The 16255-nt window shown below is 75.5% G+C and carries 2 protein-coding genes; both read right to left on the minus strand.

What is annotated here, in order from left to right:
* Positions 1 to 21: 21 nt before the first annotated feature.
* Complete coding sequence (locus tag DJ476_RS02250) at positions 22 to 15402, minus strand: type I polyketide synthase (RefSeq protein WP_112489676.1); 15381 nt, start codon at positions 15400 to 15402, stop codon at positions 22 to 24.
* Positions 15403 to 15418: 16 nt separating this feature from the next.
* Positions 15419 to 16216, minus strand: a complete 798-nt coding sequence (locus DJ476_RS35305) for an acyl carrier protein (RefSeq protein WP_318294862.1) — start codon at positions 16214 to 16216, stop codon at positions 15419 to 15421.
* Between the last annotated feature and the right edge of the window lie 39 nt (positions 16217 to 16255).

A 16255-nucleotide genomic window follows, 5' to 3' on the forward strand; every position in this document is an offset into this window, starting at 1 on the left:
GGTTCGCGTGTCGGTTCGGTGTCATGACAGGCCGAGCTCGTTGTCGATGAGGTCGAAGAGTTCGTCGTCGCTGGCGCCGTCCATGCGGTCCTCGAGGGAGTCGGCCGCCGTGCCGTCGCCTGCGGTGGCCGCCGGGTCGAGGCGCCCCAGGAGTTCCCGGAGCCGGGCGGCGAGCCGTTCGCGGTCCGCCGGGTCGTCGACGCCGCCGTCGAGTGCGCCTTCCAGGCGGTCCAGTTCGGCGAGGCCGGGGGCCGGGCTGGGGGCGGCGTCGGGGACCAGTTCGGCGGCGAGGTGGGCGGCGACGGCGGCCGGGGTGGGGTGGTCGAAGAGCAGGGTGGCCGGCAGGGGGTGGCCGGTGGCGGCGCGCAGCCGGTTGCGCAGTTCCACCGCCGTCAGCGAGTCGAAGCCGACCTCCAGCAGGCCGCGTCCGGGCTCGACCTCGGCCGGGCCGCTGTGGCCGAGGACCAGGGCGGCGTGGGTGCGGACCAGGTCGAGGAGGACCCGGCCGCGCCGGGTCTCGTCGAGGGAGCCCAGGCGCTGCATCAGCGCTTCGGGGCCGTCGGGGCCGGTGGCGGGGCCCGCGACGGCACCACGCCGGGCGGCGGGGCGCACCAGGCCACGCAGCAGGGCGGGGACGCCGCCGGTGGCGGCCTGGGCGCGGACGGCGGCGGTGTCGAGCCGCAGCGGGAGGAGCACCGGCTCGTCGAGGGTGGCGGCCGTGTCGAACAGGGCCAGTCCCCGGTCCGGTTCGAAGGCGACGATCCCGCCCCGGGCGATCCGTCGCAGGTCCGCCTCCGTGAGCCCGCCGGTCATCCCGGTGCTGTTGGCCCACAGGCCCCAGGCGAGGGAGCGGCCGGGCAGCCCGTCGGCGCGGCGCCGGTGGGCCAGTGCGTCGAGGAAGGCGTTGGCGGCGGCGTAGTTGCCCTGGCCCATGCCGCCGAAGACTCCGGCGATGGAGGAGAAGAGGACGAACTCGGAGAGGTCCAGTTCGGCGGTGAGTTCGTGCAGGTTGACGGCGGCGTCCACCTTGGGGCGCAGGACGAGGTCCAGTTGCCCGGGCGTCATGGTGGCGACGACGCCGTCGGCCAGGGCGCCCGCCGCGTGGATCACCCCGGTCAGGGGGTGTGCGGGAGGCACAGCGGCCAGCAGGGCGGCCAGGGCGTCGCGGTCGGCGGCGTCGCAGGCGACGATCTCGGCGTGCGCGCCCAGGGCGGCGAGTTCGGCGACGAGTTCCGCCGCGCCGTCGGCGGCGGGGCCGCTGCGGCTGGTCAGCAGCAGGTGCCGGACGCCGTGTTCGGCGGCCAGGTGGCGGGCGATGTGGGCGCCGATGGCACCGGTGCCGCCGGTGATCAGGACGGTCCCGTCACCGGACCAGCCGGGGGTGCGGCCGGGGGCGGCCAGCGGTACGCGGGCGAGCCGGGCGGTGTGGACGGTCCCGGCCCGGATCGCGAGCTGGGGCTCCCCGGACCTGAGCGCTTCGACGAGGACGGCGGGCGGGGTCTCGTGGGCGTCCAGGTCCAGCAGGACGAAGCGGTCGGGGTTCTCGGTCTGGGCCGAGCGGACCAGGCCCCAGAGCGCGGCCAGGGCCGGGTCCGGGACGTCGTCGCCGGTCACCGGCACCGCGCCCGCCGTGACCAGGACCAGCTGGGAGCCGGTCAGGCGCTCGTCGGCCAGCCAGCCGCGCAACAGGGCGAGAACCGCGCCGAGGCCGTCGTGGACCGCGTCGCGGAGGGCGCCGGGCGGCGCGTGCGGGACGGGTCCGGGCGGGCAGGGGGCCAGGACCAGCCGGGGCGGCTGCTCGCCCGCGTCGAGCAGGGCGGAGAGCGCGGCGAGGTCGGTGACCGTACGGCCGGGGAGCGGCGCGGCGCCGGGCAGGGGCGTCCCGGTGCCGAGCACGGTCCAGGAGTCCGGGTCGGGGACGGTGTCCGCCGCCGTGCCGGTGCGCTCGGGCAGGGCGTGCCACTCGGGGCGGAAGAGTTCCTCGTGGTGTCCGGTGCGCGTGGCCCGGAAACGGTCGGGCGAGACGGGCCGCAGGACGAGGGAGCGGGCCGAGACCACGGGCCGCCCGGTGGCGTCGGTCGCCCGTACGGTGACGGCGTCGCGGCCGGTGGGGGTCAGCCGCAGCCGGAGTTCGGTGGCGCCGGAGGCGTGCAGGCGCACCCCGTTCCAGGAGAACGGCAGCCAGCCCTGCGCGGGCCCTTCCAGTACGCCGAAGACCAGCGCGTGCAGGGCGGCGTCCAGCAGGGCCGGGTGCAGACCGAACGCGGCGGCGTCCGGCCGCTGCTCCTCCGGCAGGCTCGCGACGGCGTACACCTCGTCGCCCAGCCGCCAGGCCGCGCGCAGGCCCTGGAAGGCGGGGCCGTAGGCGAACCCGCCGTCCGCGAAGCGGTCGTACAGGCCGTCCGTGTCGAGGGGTTCGGCTCCGGGCGGCGGCCAGGCCGCGGGGTCGCCCGGGTCCGCCGGGTCGGGATCCTCGGCGGAGGTGAGCAGGCCGCTCGCGTGCCGGGTCCAGGGGGCGTCGGGCCCGTCGTCGGCGGCCCGGGCGTGGACGCTCAGCGGGCGGGTGCCGGAGGCGTCCGGGCTGCCGACGGTGAGCTGGAGGGCGACGGCTCCGCCCGGCGGGAGCACCAGCGGTGCCTCCAGGGTAAGTTCCTCGACCTGGTCGCAGCCGACCTGGTCGCCCGCGCGGACCGCGAGTTCCAGGAACGCGGTGGCGGGGAACAGCACGCCCTCGTAGACGCCGTGGTCGGCCAGCCACGGGTGGCTGCGGACCGAGAACCTGCCGGTGAAGAGGAAGCCCTCGGAGTCCGCGAGTTCCGTCCCGGCGCCGAGCAACGGGTGGTCGACGGTCCGGAGTCCGGCCGCGGGCAGGTCTGCGGCGGCCGCACCGGCCGCCAGCCAGTAACTGCCGCGCTGGAAGGCGTAGGTCGGCAGGTCGACGGCGGGGCGGGACGGGCCACCGGAGTGGACGGCGCTCCAGTCCACGGGGACGCCCGCGACGTGCAGTCGGGCCAGGGCGGTGGCCGCCGCGGGTGCCTCGGGCCGGTCCTTGCGCAGCAGAGGCAGCAGCAGGGGGGAGCCGGTGAGGGCGGCGGTACCGGTGCCCTCGGAGCCGCCGGCGGCTGCGGTGGCTCCGGTCAGGCAGTCCTGCCCCAGGGCGGTGAGCGCGCCGTCGGGCCCGAGTTCCAGGAACGCGGTGACGCCGTCGCGTTCCAGGTGACGTACGCCGTCCTGGAAGCGGACGGTGCCGCGCACGTGCTCCACCCAGTAGTCCGGTGAGCCGAGTTGCTCGGAGGTGGCCGGCTCGCCCGTCAGGTCGGAGATGACGGGGAGGGTGGCCTCCCCCGGGACGATCCGTGCCGCGACCTCGCGGAACTCGGTGAGCATGGGCTCCATGAGGGGCGAGTGGAAGGCGTGGGAGACGCGCAGCCGACGGGTCTTGCGCCCGCGCGCGGCGAGTACGGCGGCGATCTCGTCCACCGCCGCCGCGTCACCCGAAATCACGGTCGAGGCCGGGCCGTTGACCGCCGCGAGACCGACGGCGCTCTCGCGCCCCGCGAGCAGCGGCAGCACCTCCTCCTCCCCGGCGGCGAGGGCGGCCATCGCGCCGCCCTCCGGGAGGGCCTGCATCAGCCGTCCCCGCGCGACCACCAACTGCGCGGCGTCGGGCAGGGTGAACACGCCCGCGACATGGGCGGCGGCCAGCTCGCCCACGGAGTGGCCGAGCAGCCGGTCGGGACGTACGCCCCAGTGCTCGACGAGCCGGAACAGGGCGACGCCGAGGGCGAACAGGGCGGGCTGGGTGTACTCGGTACGGTCCAGCAGTCCGTGGCCCGGGTCGCCGGGGCCCGCGTCGATCACCTCCCGCAGCGGGCGGTCGACCAGCGGGTCGAGTTCCGCGCAGACCGCGTCGAAGGCGTCGGCGAAGACCGGGAGCCGCGCGTACAGTCCGGCGCCCATGCCGGTGCGCTGGCTGCCCTGGCCGGGGAAGAGGAAGGCGGTCTTCGCGGCAGGACCGGTGACACCGCTCACCAGGTCCGCCGACGGCTCTCCGGCGGCGAGGGCGGCGAGCCCCTGGAGCAGGGCCCGCCGGTCCGTGCCGGTGAGGGCGGCCCGGTGCTCGAAGGCGCTGCGGTTCAGCGCCAGGGAACGGCCCAGGTCCGCGACGGCGAGGCCCGGGTGCCGCTCCACGTGCCGCAGCAGCCGGGCGGCCTGCGCCCGCAGCCCGGACGCGCTGCGCGCGGAGAGCAGCCAGGGCAGGGCGGGCGCGGGGGTGGCCGCCGGGTTCGGCGCGGGGGTGGCGGGCAGGGACGGGCCGGAGGCGTCGGAGGGGGCGGGGGCGTCAGGGACGGCAAGGGTGGCGGGCCGGGCAGCGCCGGGAGCGTCGAGGACGGCGGCCTGCGCCGGTTCGGACGCGGCGGGGACAGCGGGCGCTCCGGCCCCGGCCCGTTCGGACGCGGCGGGAAGGCCGGGCGCGGCGAAGGTGTCCCCCGGAGCGTGCACCAGGTCGGCGGCCGAGGCCGGTTCGGTGGGCTGTTCCAGGATGGTGTGGGCGTTGGTGCCGCTGACGCCGAACGACGACACGGCGGCCCGCCGGGGGCGGCCGGTCTCCGGCCACGGGGTGTCGTCGGTGAGCAGCCGGACCGCGCCGGACGACCAGTCCACGTGGGGGGTCGGCGTGTCGACGTGCAGGGTGCGCGGCAGCGCCCCGTGCCGCATGGCCTGCACCATCTTGATGATGCCGGCGACTCCGGCGGCGGCCTGGCTGTGCCCGATGTTCGACTTCAGCGACCCCAGCCACAGCGGCTCCCGCGCACCGCGTTCCCGGCCGTACGTGGCCAGCAGCGCCTGGGCCTCGATCGGGTCTCCGAGACGGGTCCCGGTGCCGTGCGCCTCCACCGCGTCGACCTCGGACGCCGTCAGCCCCGCGTCCGCCAACGCCGCCCGGATCACCCGCTGCTGGGAGGGGCCGTTGGGGGCGGTCAGGCCGTTGCTGGCGCCGTCCTGGTTGACGGCGGAGCCGCGTACGAGGGCGAGCACCGGGTGGCCGTTGCGGCGGGCGTCCGAGAGGCGTTCCAGGACGAGCAGTCCGGCGCCCTCGGCCCAGGAGGTGCCGTCGGCGGCGGCGGCGAACGGTTTGCAGCGGCCGTCCTCGGCGAGCACTCGTTGCCTGCTGAACTCCACGAACGCACCCGGTGTCGACATCACGGTGACCCCGCCGGCGAGCGCCAGCGAGCATTCGCCGGAGCGCAGCGACCGGGCCGCGAGATGGACCGCGACCAGCGAGGAGGAGCACGCCGTGTCGATGGTCACCGCGGGGCCTTCGAGGCCGAGGCTGTAGGAGATCCGCCCGGACGCCACGCTGCCCGCGCTGCCGATGCCGAGGTAGCCCTCGAACTCCTCGGAGGGTTCGGTGACGCGCGACCCGTAGTCGTGGTGGCTGCAACCGACGAAGACGCCGCTCGGGCTGCCCTTGAGCGACAGCGGGTCGATACCGGCCCGCTCGAACGCCTCCCAGGAGAGTTCCAGCAGCAGCCGCTGCTGGGGGTCGATGGTCAGGGCCTCACGCGGGGAGATCCCGAAGAACGCCGGGTCGAAGCGGTCGGCGTCGTGGAGGAAGCCGCCCTCCCGCGCATAGGTGCTGCCGACCCGGTCCGGGTCGGGGTCGTAGAGACCGTCCAGGTCCCAGCCCCGTCCGGTGGGGAAGCCGGTGATCGCGTCCTGCCCGCCCGCGACGAGCTCCCACAGCTCCTCGGGGGTGCTGACGCCGCCGGGGTAGCGGCAGCTCATGGCGACCACGGCGATCGCCTCGTCCTCGGGCACCGCGACGGCCGCGGCCACCTGCCGGGGGATGGCGGGTGTCTCGGTGGCGGGTGCCCCTGGCAGTTCGGCGCGCAGGTGTCCGGCCAGGTCCGTGGCCGTGGGGTAGTCGAAGGCCAGGGTCACCGACAGGCGCAGGCCGGTGGCGGCGGCGAGCCGGTTGCGCAGTTCGACGGCGGTCAGCGAGTCGAAGCCGATGTCCTTGAACGCCTGGTCGGGTCCCACCGCCTCGGGCCCGGGGTGGCCGAGCACGGCGGCGACCTCGCGGCGGACCAGGTCCAGCAGTACCCGGTCCCGTTCCGCCGGGGGCAGTGCGGCCAGCCGCAGGGCGGGCGGCCCGTCGCCGTCGGCCGTGCTCCGGGGCCCGCCCGGGGCGTCGAGCACCTCCCGTACCTCGGGCAGGTCACCGAGGGCGGGGCTGGGCCGGAGCGCGGTGTACGCCCGGGTGAAGCGGTCCCAGGCGAAGTCCGCGACGAGGACGGCCGTGTCGTCGTGGTCGAGGGCCCGGTGCAGCGCGAGCGTGGCCGTGGCGGGGTCCATGGCGGGCAGGCCGTCGCGGATCAGCCGTTCGGCGACCGCTCCGGAGGCGAGGCTGTCGCCGCCCCACAGGCCCCAGGCCACCGAGGTACCGGGCAGTCCGAGGTCGCGGCGGTGCCGGGCCAGGGCGTCGAGGTAGGCGTTGGCGGCGGCGTAACTGCCCTGGCCGGTGCCGCCGAGCGTGCCCGCGAGCGAGGAGAACAGCACGAAGGCGGTGAGGTCGAGTTCCCGGGTGAGTTCGTCGAGGTTGCGGGCGCCGTCGAGCTTGGGGCGCAGGACCCCGGCCGCGCGTTCGGGGGTGATCGCATCGATCACCCCGTCGTCGAGGACGCCCGCGGTGTGCAGCACGGCGCGCAGCGGGCGCTCGGCCGGAATGCCCGCGAGCAGTTCCGCCAGGGCGTCGCGGTCCGCGACGTCGCAGGCCACGGCGGTGGCGGTGGCGCCGAGACCGCGCAGTTCGGCCAGGAGTTCGTCGGCCCCCGGGGCCTGGGCGCCGCGACGGCTGGTGAGCAGCAAGTGTGCGGTGCCGGTACGGGCGAGCCGACGGGCGATCTGGGCGCCGAGGCCGCCGGTGCCGCCGGTGATCAGGACCGTGCCCTCGGGTGTCCAGTCGCGTGCGGGGGCGGTGTCACCGAGTCCGGCGTGGACGACCCTGCGGCCGTGGAGGCCGGTGGCGCGTACCGCCAGTTGGTCCTCTCCGTCGGGGCCCGTCAGCGCTCCGGCGAGCCGGGTCGCGGCCCGGTCGTCGAGCCGTCGCGGCAGGTCGACCAGTCCGGCCCAGCGCTGCGGGTACTCGACACCGGCGACCCCGCCGAGTCCCCAGACCAGGGCCTGGAGCGTGCTGCCGATCCGGTCGGAGCGGCCGACCGACACCGCGCCCCGGGTGGCGCACCAGAGCGGGGCGTCGGTGCCGAGGTCGCCCAGGGCCTGGAGGAGGGCGACCGTCAGGGTGAGGCCGCGGGGAAGCGCCGATCCGCCGCCGTGGGGTTCCTCGGCCAGGGCGAGGAGCGACAGGAGCCCGGCGGGCGGCCCGTCGGTGCGGTCGTGGGCGTCGCGGAGGAGGGCGGCGAAGCGTGTCCGGTCGGTCGCGTCGGGGCCCGCCTCGACCAGGACGGGGGTGGCGCCGTGTCCCCGCAGGGAGTCCAGGGCGAACGTGACGGCCGGGTCGTCAGCGGTTCCGGCCGGGGCGAGGACAAGCCAACTGCCGGTGAGTCGGGGCCGCTCGGGGGTGGGCAGGGGCTTCCAGGCGACCCGGTAGCGCCAGCTGTCGGCGGTCCGGTCGTCGGCCCGGCCGCGCGCCCACGCGGCGAGGGTGGGCACCAGGGAGGCGAGGGAGGACCGCAGTTCCCCGTCCTCGACCCGCAGGGTGGTGGCGAGGGCGTCCAGGTCCCCTCGGTCGACGGCGCTCCAGAAGCCTGAGTCGGCCGGGCCCGGATCTGCCGGGCCGGGGCCGGTCGTGGCGGTGGCGGACCGGTCGGGGGCGGTGGCCTCCAGCCAGTAGCGCTGCTGCTGGAAGGCGTACGTGGGCAGGTGCCGCGTACGGGCTCCGGTTCCGGCGAACACCGTGCCCCAGTCCACCGGCACTCCGTGTACATGGAGTTCGGTGAGCGCGGCGAGGAAGCGGCCGGGGCCGCCCTCGGTGCGGCGCAGGGTGCCGACGACGGCTCCGTCACCGATCCCGGCCGCTTCGACGGCCTGCTGGAGCCAGACGGTCAGCGCGGGGTGGGTGCTGCACTCGACGAAGATGTGGTGTCCGTCCGCAATGAGCGCGTCGACCGCCCGTCCGAACTCCACGGGGCGGCGCAGGTTCTCGTACCAGTACGCGGCGTCCAGGCCCAGGGTGTCCACGGGCCCGCCGCTGACCGTGGAGTAGAACGGGATGGCGGACGTCCGGGGCGTGGTGGCGCCGAGGAGGGTGAGCAGCTCCTCCCGGATCTCCTCCACCTGGGGTGAGTGCCCGGCGAAGTCCACACCGGGGACCGGCCAGGTCAGGACGCCCTCCTCGGCGTACCGCTCGCCCAGCCGTTCCAGCGCCGCCGGGTCGCCGGAGACCGTCACCGACGTCGGCCCGTTGACGGCGGCGATGTCGAGTGCCCCCTCGTGGGCGGCGAGCGCTTCGCGTACGGCTTCGGCGGGCTGCGGCACGAACAGCATGCCGCCCCGGCCGGTCAGGGCCAGCAGGGCCCGGCTGCGCAGGGCGACGATCCGGGCCGCGTCGTCCAGCGAGAGCGCACCGGCCACGCAGGCGGCGGCGATCTCCCCCTGGGAGTGGCCGACCACGGCGTCGGGGACGATCCCGTGCGCCCGCCACAGCTCGGCCAGCGACACCATCACGGCGAACAGCACGGGCTGCACCACGTCCACCCGGTCCAGCGGGGGCGCGTCGGGCTCCTCCCGCAGGACCGCGAGCGGCGACCAGTCCAGGTGCGGGGCGAGGGCGCGTTCACAGGCCGCGATCCGGGCGGCGAAGGCCGGGGCGTGGTCGAGCAGTTCCCGGGCCATGCCGGCCCACTGGGACCCCTGGCCGGGGAAGACGAAGACGGTCCTGGACGACCGGGCGACGGTGCCTTCGACCAGGCCGGGTGCGCGCTCTCCGGCGGCCAGCGCGGCCAGGCCGCCCAGCAGGGCCGTACGGTCGTCCCCCACGACGGCCGCGCGGTGTTCGAAGGCGGTCCTGGTGGTGGCCAGGGAGTGGCCGATGTCGGCGGACGACAGCTCCGGATGCTCCGTCAGGTACGTGTGCAGCCGCTCCGCCTGGGCCTTCACCGCCTCGGCGGTCCGCCCGGACAGGACCCAGGGCACGGTGGCGTGCGGGGTGCCCGCGTCCTCCGCACCGGGTACGGCGGGCGCGTCGGACGTGGGAGCGGATGCGGACCCGACGGCGGTTACGGGCCCGGGCGGCGGAGCAGGCGACGGGAGTACGGGCTCGGCGGGCGGCTGCTCGATGACGACATGGGCGTTGGTGCCGCTGAGGCCGAAGGAGGACACTCCGGCCCGGCGCGGCCGGCCGGTCTCCGGCCAGGGTGCGGCTTCGGTCAGCAGCTCGACAGCGCCCGCCGTCCAGTCGACGTTCGGGGACGGCCGGTCGATGTGCAGGGTCCGGGGCAGCTCGCCGTGCGCCATGGCCAGCACCATCTTGATGATGCCGCCGACCCCGGCGGCGGCCTGGGTGTGCCCGATGTTCGACTTCAGCGACCCCAGCCGCAACGGGCGGTCGGCGGGCCGGTCCTGACCGTACGTGGCCAGCAGCGCATCGGCCTCGATCGGATCACCCAGCCGGGTACCGGTGCCGTGCGCCTCGACGGCGTCCACGTCGGCGGCCGTCAGCCGGGCGTCGGCCAGCGCGTCGCGGATCACCCGCTGCTGGGCCAGGCCGCTGGGCGCGGTGAGGCCGTTGCTCGCGCCGTCCTGGTTGATGGCCGAGCCGCGCAGCACCGCGAGCACCGGGTGGCCGTTGCGGCGGGCGTCCGAGAGGCGTTCCAGGACCAGCAGGCCCACGCCCTCGGCCATGCCGAAGCCGTCGGCCGATGCGGCGAAGGACTTGCAGCGCCCGTCCTCGGCGAGCCCCCGCTGCCGGCTGAAGCCGGTGAACGACAGCGGGGTGCCCATCACCGTGGCGCCGCCCGCCAGGGCCAGTGCGCACTCGCCCGCGCGCAGCGACCGCGCGGCGAGGTGGACCGCCACCAGGGACGAGGAGCAGGCCGTGTCCACGGTCACGGCGGGCCCCTGGAGGCCGAGTTGGTAGGCGACCCTGCCGGACAGGACGCTGGTGGAGATGCCCGCGATGAACAGGCCCTCCAGCTCTTCGGGGACCTCGCTCAGGGTGCCGCCGTACCCCTGGTAGGAGGCCCCGGCGAAGACCCCGGTCGGGGTGGAGTGCAGGGTCGTCGGGTCGATACCGGCGCGCTCGATCGCCTCCCAGGAGGTTTCGAGCAGCAGCCGCTGCTGGGGGTCCATGGCCAGGGCCTCGCGCGGGGAGATCCCGAAGAAGGCCGGGTCGAACCGGTCCGCGTCCCGGATGAATCCGCCTGCGGCGGCGTAGCTCCTGCCGGGCCGGTCGGGGTCCGCGTCGTACAGCGCGTCGAGGTCCCAGCCCCGGTCGGACGGCAGCCCGGAGACGGCGTCGCGTCCGTCGGCGACCAGGTGCCACAGGTCCTCGGGGGTGCGTACGCCGCCGGGGTAGCGGCAGCTCATGGAGACGATCACGACGGGGTCGTCGTCCTCGGCGGGTGTTGCGGGCGGGAGCTGCCGGGCGGCGGCGGGCTCCTCGGCGGCGCCCAGCAGTCCGGTCTCCAGGTGCCGGGCGAGCGCGGTGGCCGAGGCGTAGTCGAAGACGACGGTGACCGGGAGCCGCAGGCCGGTGGCGGTGTTGAGCCGGTTGCGCATGTCCACGGCGGTCAGTGAGTCGAAGCCCAGGTCGCGGAAGGCGCGGCCGGGGGTGACCGCGTCCGGCGAACCGTGGCCGAGCACGGCGGCCGCGTGGGTCCGGACCAGGTCGACCAGCACCCGGGTCCGCTCGGCCGCGGGGAGGGGTTCCAGCCGGTCGCGCAGCGCCGAGGAGGTCTCCTCGGCCCCGGTTCCGGCGGTGGCCGGTTCGGCGGCCAACGCAGCGCGTACCTCGGGGAGTTCACCGATCAGCGGGCTGGGGCGGGCCGAGGTGAACACCGTCGCGAAGCGGTCCCAGTCGATGTCCGCGACCACGGTCACCGTCTCGTCGTGGTCAAGGACCTGCTGGAGCCCGGTGATCGCGACCGCGGGCGGCATGAAGAGCACGCCGTGGCCGCGCAGGTTCTCCTCCACCAGTTCGGCGGCCATCCCGCCCCCGCCCTCGGGGTTCCAGATCCCCCAGACCACGGAGGTCGCGGCGAGGCCACGGCTCCTGCGGTCCTCGGCAAGGCCGTCGAGGTAGGCGTTGGCGGCGGCATAGGCGCCGTGGACGGCGCTGCCCCACACCCCGGAGATGGAGGAGAACAGAACGAACGCGTCGAGCGTGTCCCGGTCGAAGAGCAGGTCCAGGTTCCTGGCCCCGCCCGCCTTGGCGTGGAGGGTGCCGGCGAACTCGTCGACGTCGGTGTCGGGCAGGGGCACCAGGAGCCCGGCCCCCGCCGCGTGGAAGACAGTGCTGATCCGGTGGCCGTCCTGTTCGAGGCCGTCCTTCAGCGCGCGCAGGGCGTCCAGGTCACCGACATCGCATGACGCCAAGGTGACCTGAGAGCCCAGGCCGGACAGTTCCTCGGAGAGCTCCCGCGCACCCGGCGCGTCCACTCCGCCCCGGCTGACCAGCACCAGGTGTGCGGCGCCCCGCCGGGCCAGCCAGCGCGCGATCTGCGCGCCGATCCCGCCGGTGCCGCCGGTGATCAGCACGGTGCCCCCGGGCCGCCAGCTCCGCCCCGGTACGGTGTCGCCCAGGGCGGACCGGACCAGCCGCCGCCCGTGGCAGCCACCGGCCCGTACGGCCACCTGGTCCTCGTCCCCGGCCGCACCGGCCAGCACCCGGCACAGCCGGGGGGCGGTGTCCGCGTCGAGGACGTCCGGAAGGTCGATCAGACCGCCCCAGCGCTGCGGGAACTCCAGCGCGGCGACCCGGCCGAGCCCCCACAGCAGACTCTGCGCGGCACTGACCGGGCTCCCCGTGTCCGTGCCCCCGACCGACACCGCGCCCCGGGTCGCCCACCACAGGGGCGCGTCGACCCCTGCGTCACCGAGGGACTGCACCAGGGCCAGATTGAGGGCGGTGCCCAACGGGACGGAGGGGTGGGCGGAGTGCGGGCGCTCGTCGAGGCCCAGCAGCGACAGCACGCCCGTCACCGGGCCGGGCAGCGCGTCGAGGGAGACACGGAGCCGGTCGGCCAGCACGGCACGGTCGGCCTCCGCCTCGGTGATCCGTACATGGACCACCGAGGCCCCCGCCTGCTCCATGACGTGGACGGTCGCCTCCGACCGGCGCTCCCCGTCCTCGGGCCGGCCGCCCGACGACAGGACGAGCCAACTGCCGTCCAGCGAGGCGGCCGGGGAGCCTTCGGGCATGGCCCGCCAGGTCACGCGGTAGCGCCAGGAGTCGACCACCGAACGCTCGGTGCGCTCACTGCGCCAGGTGGCGAGCGCGGGGAGCACCACGTTCAGCGGGTCCTCGGGCGCCACCCCGAGGGCCGTGGTGAACCGGTCCAGGTCGCCCCCGCCCAGGGCTTCCCAGAAGTCGTCGCCCCCCGCCGGCGCCCCGGCAGGAACGCCCGCCGCCGGGGCGGTGTCCTCCAGCCAGTACGGGCGGCGCTGGAAGGGGTAGGTGGGCAGGGAGACGCCGTCCGTACGGTGCCCGGCGAACACCCGGTCCCAGTCGGGCGAGAGACCGCCCGCGTGGGCCTCTCCCAAGGAGGTCAGGAAACGGTCGAGGCCGCTCTCGCCGCGCCGCAGCGTGCCGACGACCACGGCGGAACCCTGCGCGGAGCCGGCGGTGTCGGCCCGGTCGGCGGTCTGCTGGACACCAAAGGTGAGCACGGGGTGCGGGCTGGCCTCGACGAAGAACCGGAACCCCTCCCCCAACAGCGCCTCCGTCGCCTTCCCGAACTCGACGGTCTCGCGCAGATTCCGGTACCAGTACTCCGCGTCCAGGCCCTTCGTGTCCAGCCAGCCACCCGTCACCGTCGAGAAGAACGGCACCGCACTGGAAAGAGGCGTGATGCCTTCCAGGTCGGCGAGCAACTGCTCGCGGATCTCCTCCACATGCGAGGAGTGCGACGCGTAATCCACCTCGACCGACCGCGCCCGCACCCCCTCCCCGACCAACTCGTCCACCAGTGCCGTGACGGCGTCCGCGTCACCGGAAATCACCGTCACCGACGGGCCGTTGACCGCCGCGACCGACAACCGGCCCGCCCACGGGGCTATGCGCTCACGGACCACGTCCACCGGCAACGGCACCGACGCCATGCCACCCCGGCCCGCCAACACCCCCACCGCACGGGAGCGCAAAGCGACGACACGCGCCCCGTCGTCCAAGCTCAGCCCGCCCGCTACACAGGCAGCGGCCACCTCACCCTGCGAATGGCCGACCACTCCATCCACGGCCACACCGAACGACCGCCACACCTCGGCCAGCGACACCATCACGGCCCACAGGACCGGCTGCACCACATCGACCCGCGCCAACAACCGCTCCGAGCCCAGTGCCTCCGTCAACGACCAGTCGACGTAAGGAGAAAGCGCCCGCTCGCACTCACCCATCCGCCCGACGAAGACCTCCGACTCCCCCAGCAACTCCGCAGCCATCCCCACCCACTGCGACCCCTGGCCCGGGAAAACGAGCACCGAACGACCCGACGACACTCCCTCGCCCCGCACCAGCCCCGGCACCGAGCGGCCCTCGGCCAGGGCTTGCACGCCGTCGATCAGCCGGTCCTGATCGGTGCCCACGACCACGGCCCGACGCTCGAAGGCGGTACGGGTGAGGGCGAGGGCGCGGCCGGTGGCGGCGGGCCGCAGGGGCCCGGGGTCGGCGCCCAGGTGGGCCAGCAGCCCGGCCGCCTGGTCGCGCAGCGCCTGGTCGGTACGCCCCGAGAGGACCCAGGGCAGCGGGTACGCGTCGCCGTCGGCAGCGGCTTCGGCCACCGGTTCGGCCTCCGCCGCCGGAGCCTGCTCCAGGGGCGCCGGGGCCTGTTCCGGGGCTTCCGGGGCCTGTTCCAGGATCAGATGGACGTTGGTGCCGCTGACGCCGAAGGCGGACACCCCGGCCCGGCGCGGACGCCCCGTGTCGTCCCAGGCGCGGGCCTCGGAGAGGACTTCCACGGCCCCCGACGCCCAGTCCACCATGGGCGTTGGCCGGTCCGCGTGCAGGGTCTTGGGCAGTTCGCCGTGTTCCATCGCCAGCACCATCTTGATGACGCCGCCCACTCCGGCCGCCGCCGAGGTGTGGCCGATGTTCGACTTCAACGAGCCGAGCCACAACGGCCGGTCGGCGGGCCGGTCCTGGCCGTACGTGGCCAGCAGCGCCTGCGCCTCGATGGGATCACCCAGGGTGGTGCCGGTGCCGTGCGCCTCCACCGCGTCCACCTCGGACGCCGTCAGCCTCGCGTCCGCCAACGCCGCCCGGATCACCCGCTGTTGGGACGGGCCGCTCGGTGCCGTCAGGCCGTTGCTCGCACCGTCCTGGTTCGTGGCCGAGCCACGGATGACGGCCAGCACCTGGTGCCCCTTGCGGCGGGCGTCCGACAGCCGCTCCAGCAGCAGGACGCCGACGCCCTCGGACCAGCCGGTTCCGTCCGCGTCGGCCCCGAACGCCTTGCAGCGGCCGTCGGCGGACAGCGCGCGCTGTCGGCTGAACGCCACGAACGCGTCGGGGGTCGCCATCACCGACACCCCGCCCGCCAGGGCCAGCGTGCAGTCGCCCGCCCGCAGGGCCCTGATCGCCAGGTGCAGGGCGACCAGGGAGGAGGAGCAGGCCGTGTCCACGGTGACGGCGGGCCCTTCCAGGCCCAGGGTGTAGGCGATCCGGCCGGAGACCACACTGCTCGCGGTCCCGGTGTCCAGCAGGCCCTGGACACCGGGGAGGTGGCGCGAGCCCGCGCCGTAGCCGTTGCCGATCGCGCCGAGGAAGACGCCCGTGCCGGTACGCCGTAACGTACGGGGGTCGATCGCGGCCCGCTCGACCGCCTCCCAGGCGGTCTCCAGTGCCAGCCGCTGCTGGGGGTCGGTCGCCAGGGCCTCGCGCGGGGAGATGCCGAAGAACTCCGCGTCGAAGTCGGCCGCGTCGTGGAGGAAGCCGCCGTGCCGGGTGTAGGAGGTGCCGGGCCGCTCGGGGTCGGGGTCGTAGAGGCCCTCCAGGTCCCAGCCCCGGTCGACCGGCCAGGCGGAGATCGCGTCGGCGCCCCGGGAGACCAGGTCCCACAGGAGTTCGGGGGTGTGGGCACCGCCGGGGTAGCGGCAGGCCATGGAGACGATGGCGATCGGTTCGTGGCGGGCCTGTTCGGCCTCGCGGAGCTGCCTCCGGGCGTCACCGAGGTCCGCGGTGGCGCGCCTGAGGTAGTCGAGCAGCTTCTTGTCGTCGGACATCAGTGCCAGCTCTCTCTCAGGCGTTGCCGAAGTCGTTGTCGAGCAGGGCGAACAGCTCGTCCGCCGTCGCCGTTTCCGTCACCGTGGCGGTGTCGTCCACCGGCCCGGGCGGTGGTGCCGTGCCGTCCGGTGTGCCGGTGCGCCGATCCCAGCCGCGCAGCAGTTCGTCGAGCCGTCGGCCGACTCCTTCGGTGCCGGCCGCTCCGGGCGGGACGGCTGCGAGGAGCGCGGCCAGCCGGTCCAGTTCGGCGAGCAGCGGCGAGGGCGGTCCGGGCGCGGCGGACAGCTCCGCGTCCAGGTAGCCGGCGAGCGCATCGGGTGTCGGGTGGTCGAAGACGGCCGTCGGCGGGACGGCCACCCCGGTGGCCTCGCACAGCGCGTTCCTGAACCGCACCGCCAGCATCGAGTCGAAGCCGACCTCGGAGAACGAGCGTTCCGGGCGCACCGGACCGGCTCCGGAGTGGCCGAGGACGGCCGCCGCGTGCCGGATGACCAGGTCGAGGACCGCCTGACGGCGTGCCTGCCGGTCCAGCGGGGCAAGCCGGGCGGCCAGTCGTACGGCGGGGGTGCGGTCGTCGTCGAGCGCGGCCTCCGCCGTGCTCTCGGCTTGTGCCTCCGCCGTGACCGCGCCCGTGGCCTCTGCCGTCTCCTCGGTGGTGGCCGGGGCCACGGTGGAGGCTGTACGGCCCGGTGTGGGCAGCCAGTACCGGTCGCGTTCGAAGGGATAGGTCGGCAGCGGGAGGGGGACGGACCACCCGGCTCCGCGGTCCCCGTCCAGGGCGACCAGTCCACCGGACCACCACCGGCCGCCCATGCCTCGGTCAGTGAGGCCAGCAGCCGGTCCCGGCCGCCG

The sequence above is a fragment of the Streptomyces bacillaris genome (genome assembly GCF_003268675.1).
Lineage (GTDB): Bacteria > Actinomycetota > Actinomycetes > Streptomycetales > Streptomycetaceae > Streptomyces > Streptomyces bacillaris.

Coding starts and splice junctions, on each gene's coding strand:
- DJ476_RS35305 (WP_318294862.1), bottom strand. CDS start 16,216: ATGGGCGGCCGGTGGTGGTCCGGTGGACTGGTCGCCCTGGACGGGGAC.
- DJ476_RS02250 (WP_112489676.1), bottom strand. CDS start 15,402: ATGTCCGACGACAAGAAGCTGCTCGACTACCTCAGGCGCGCCACCGCG.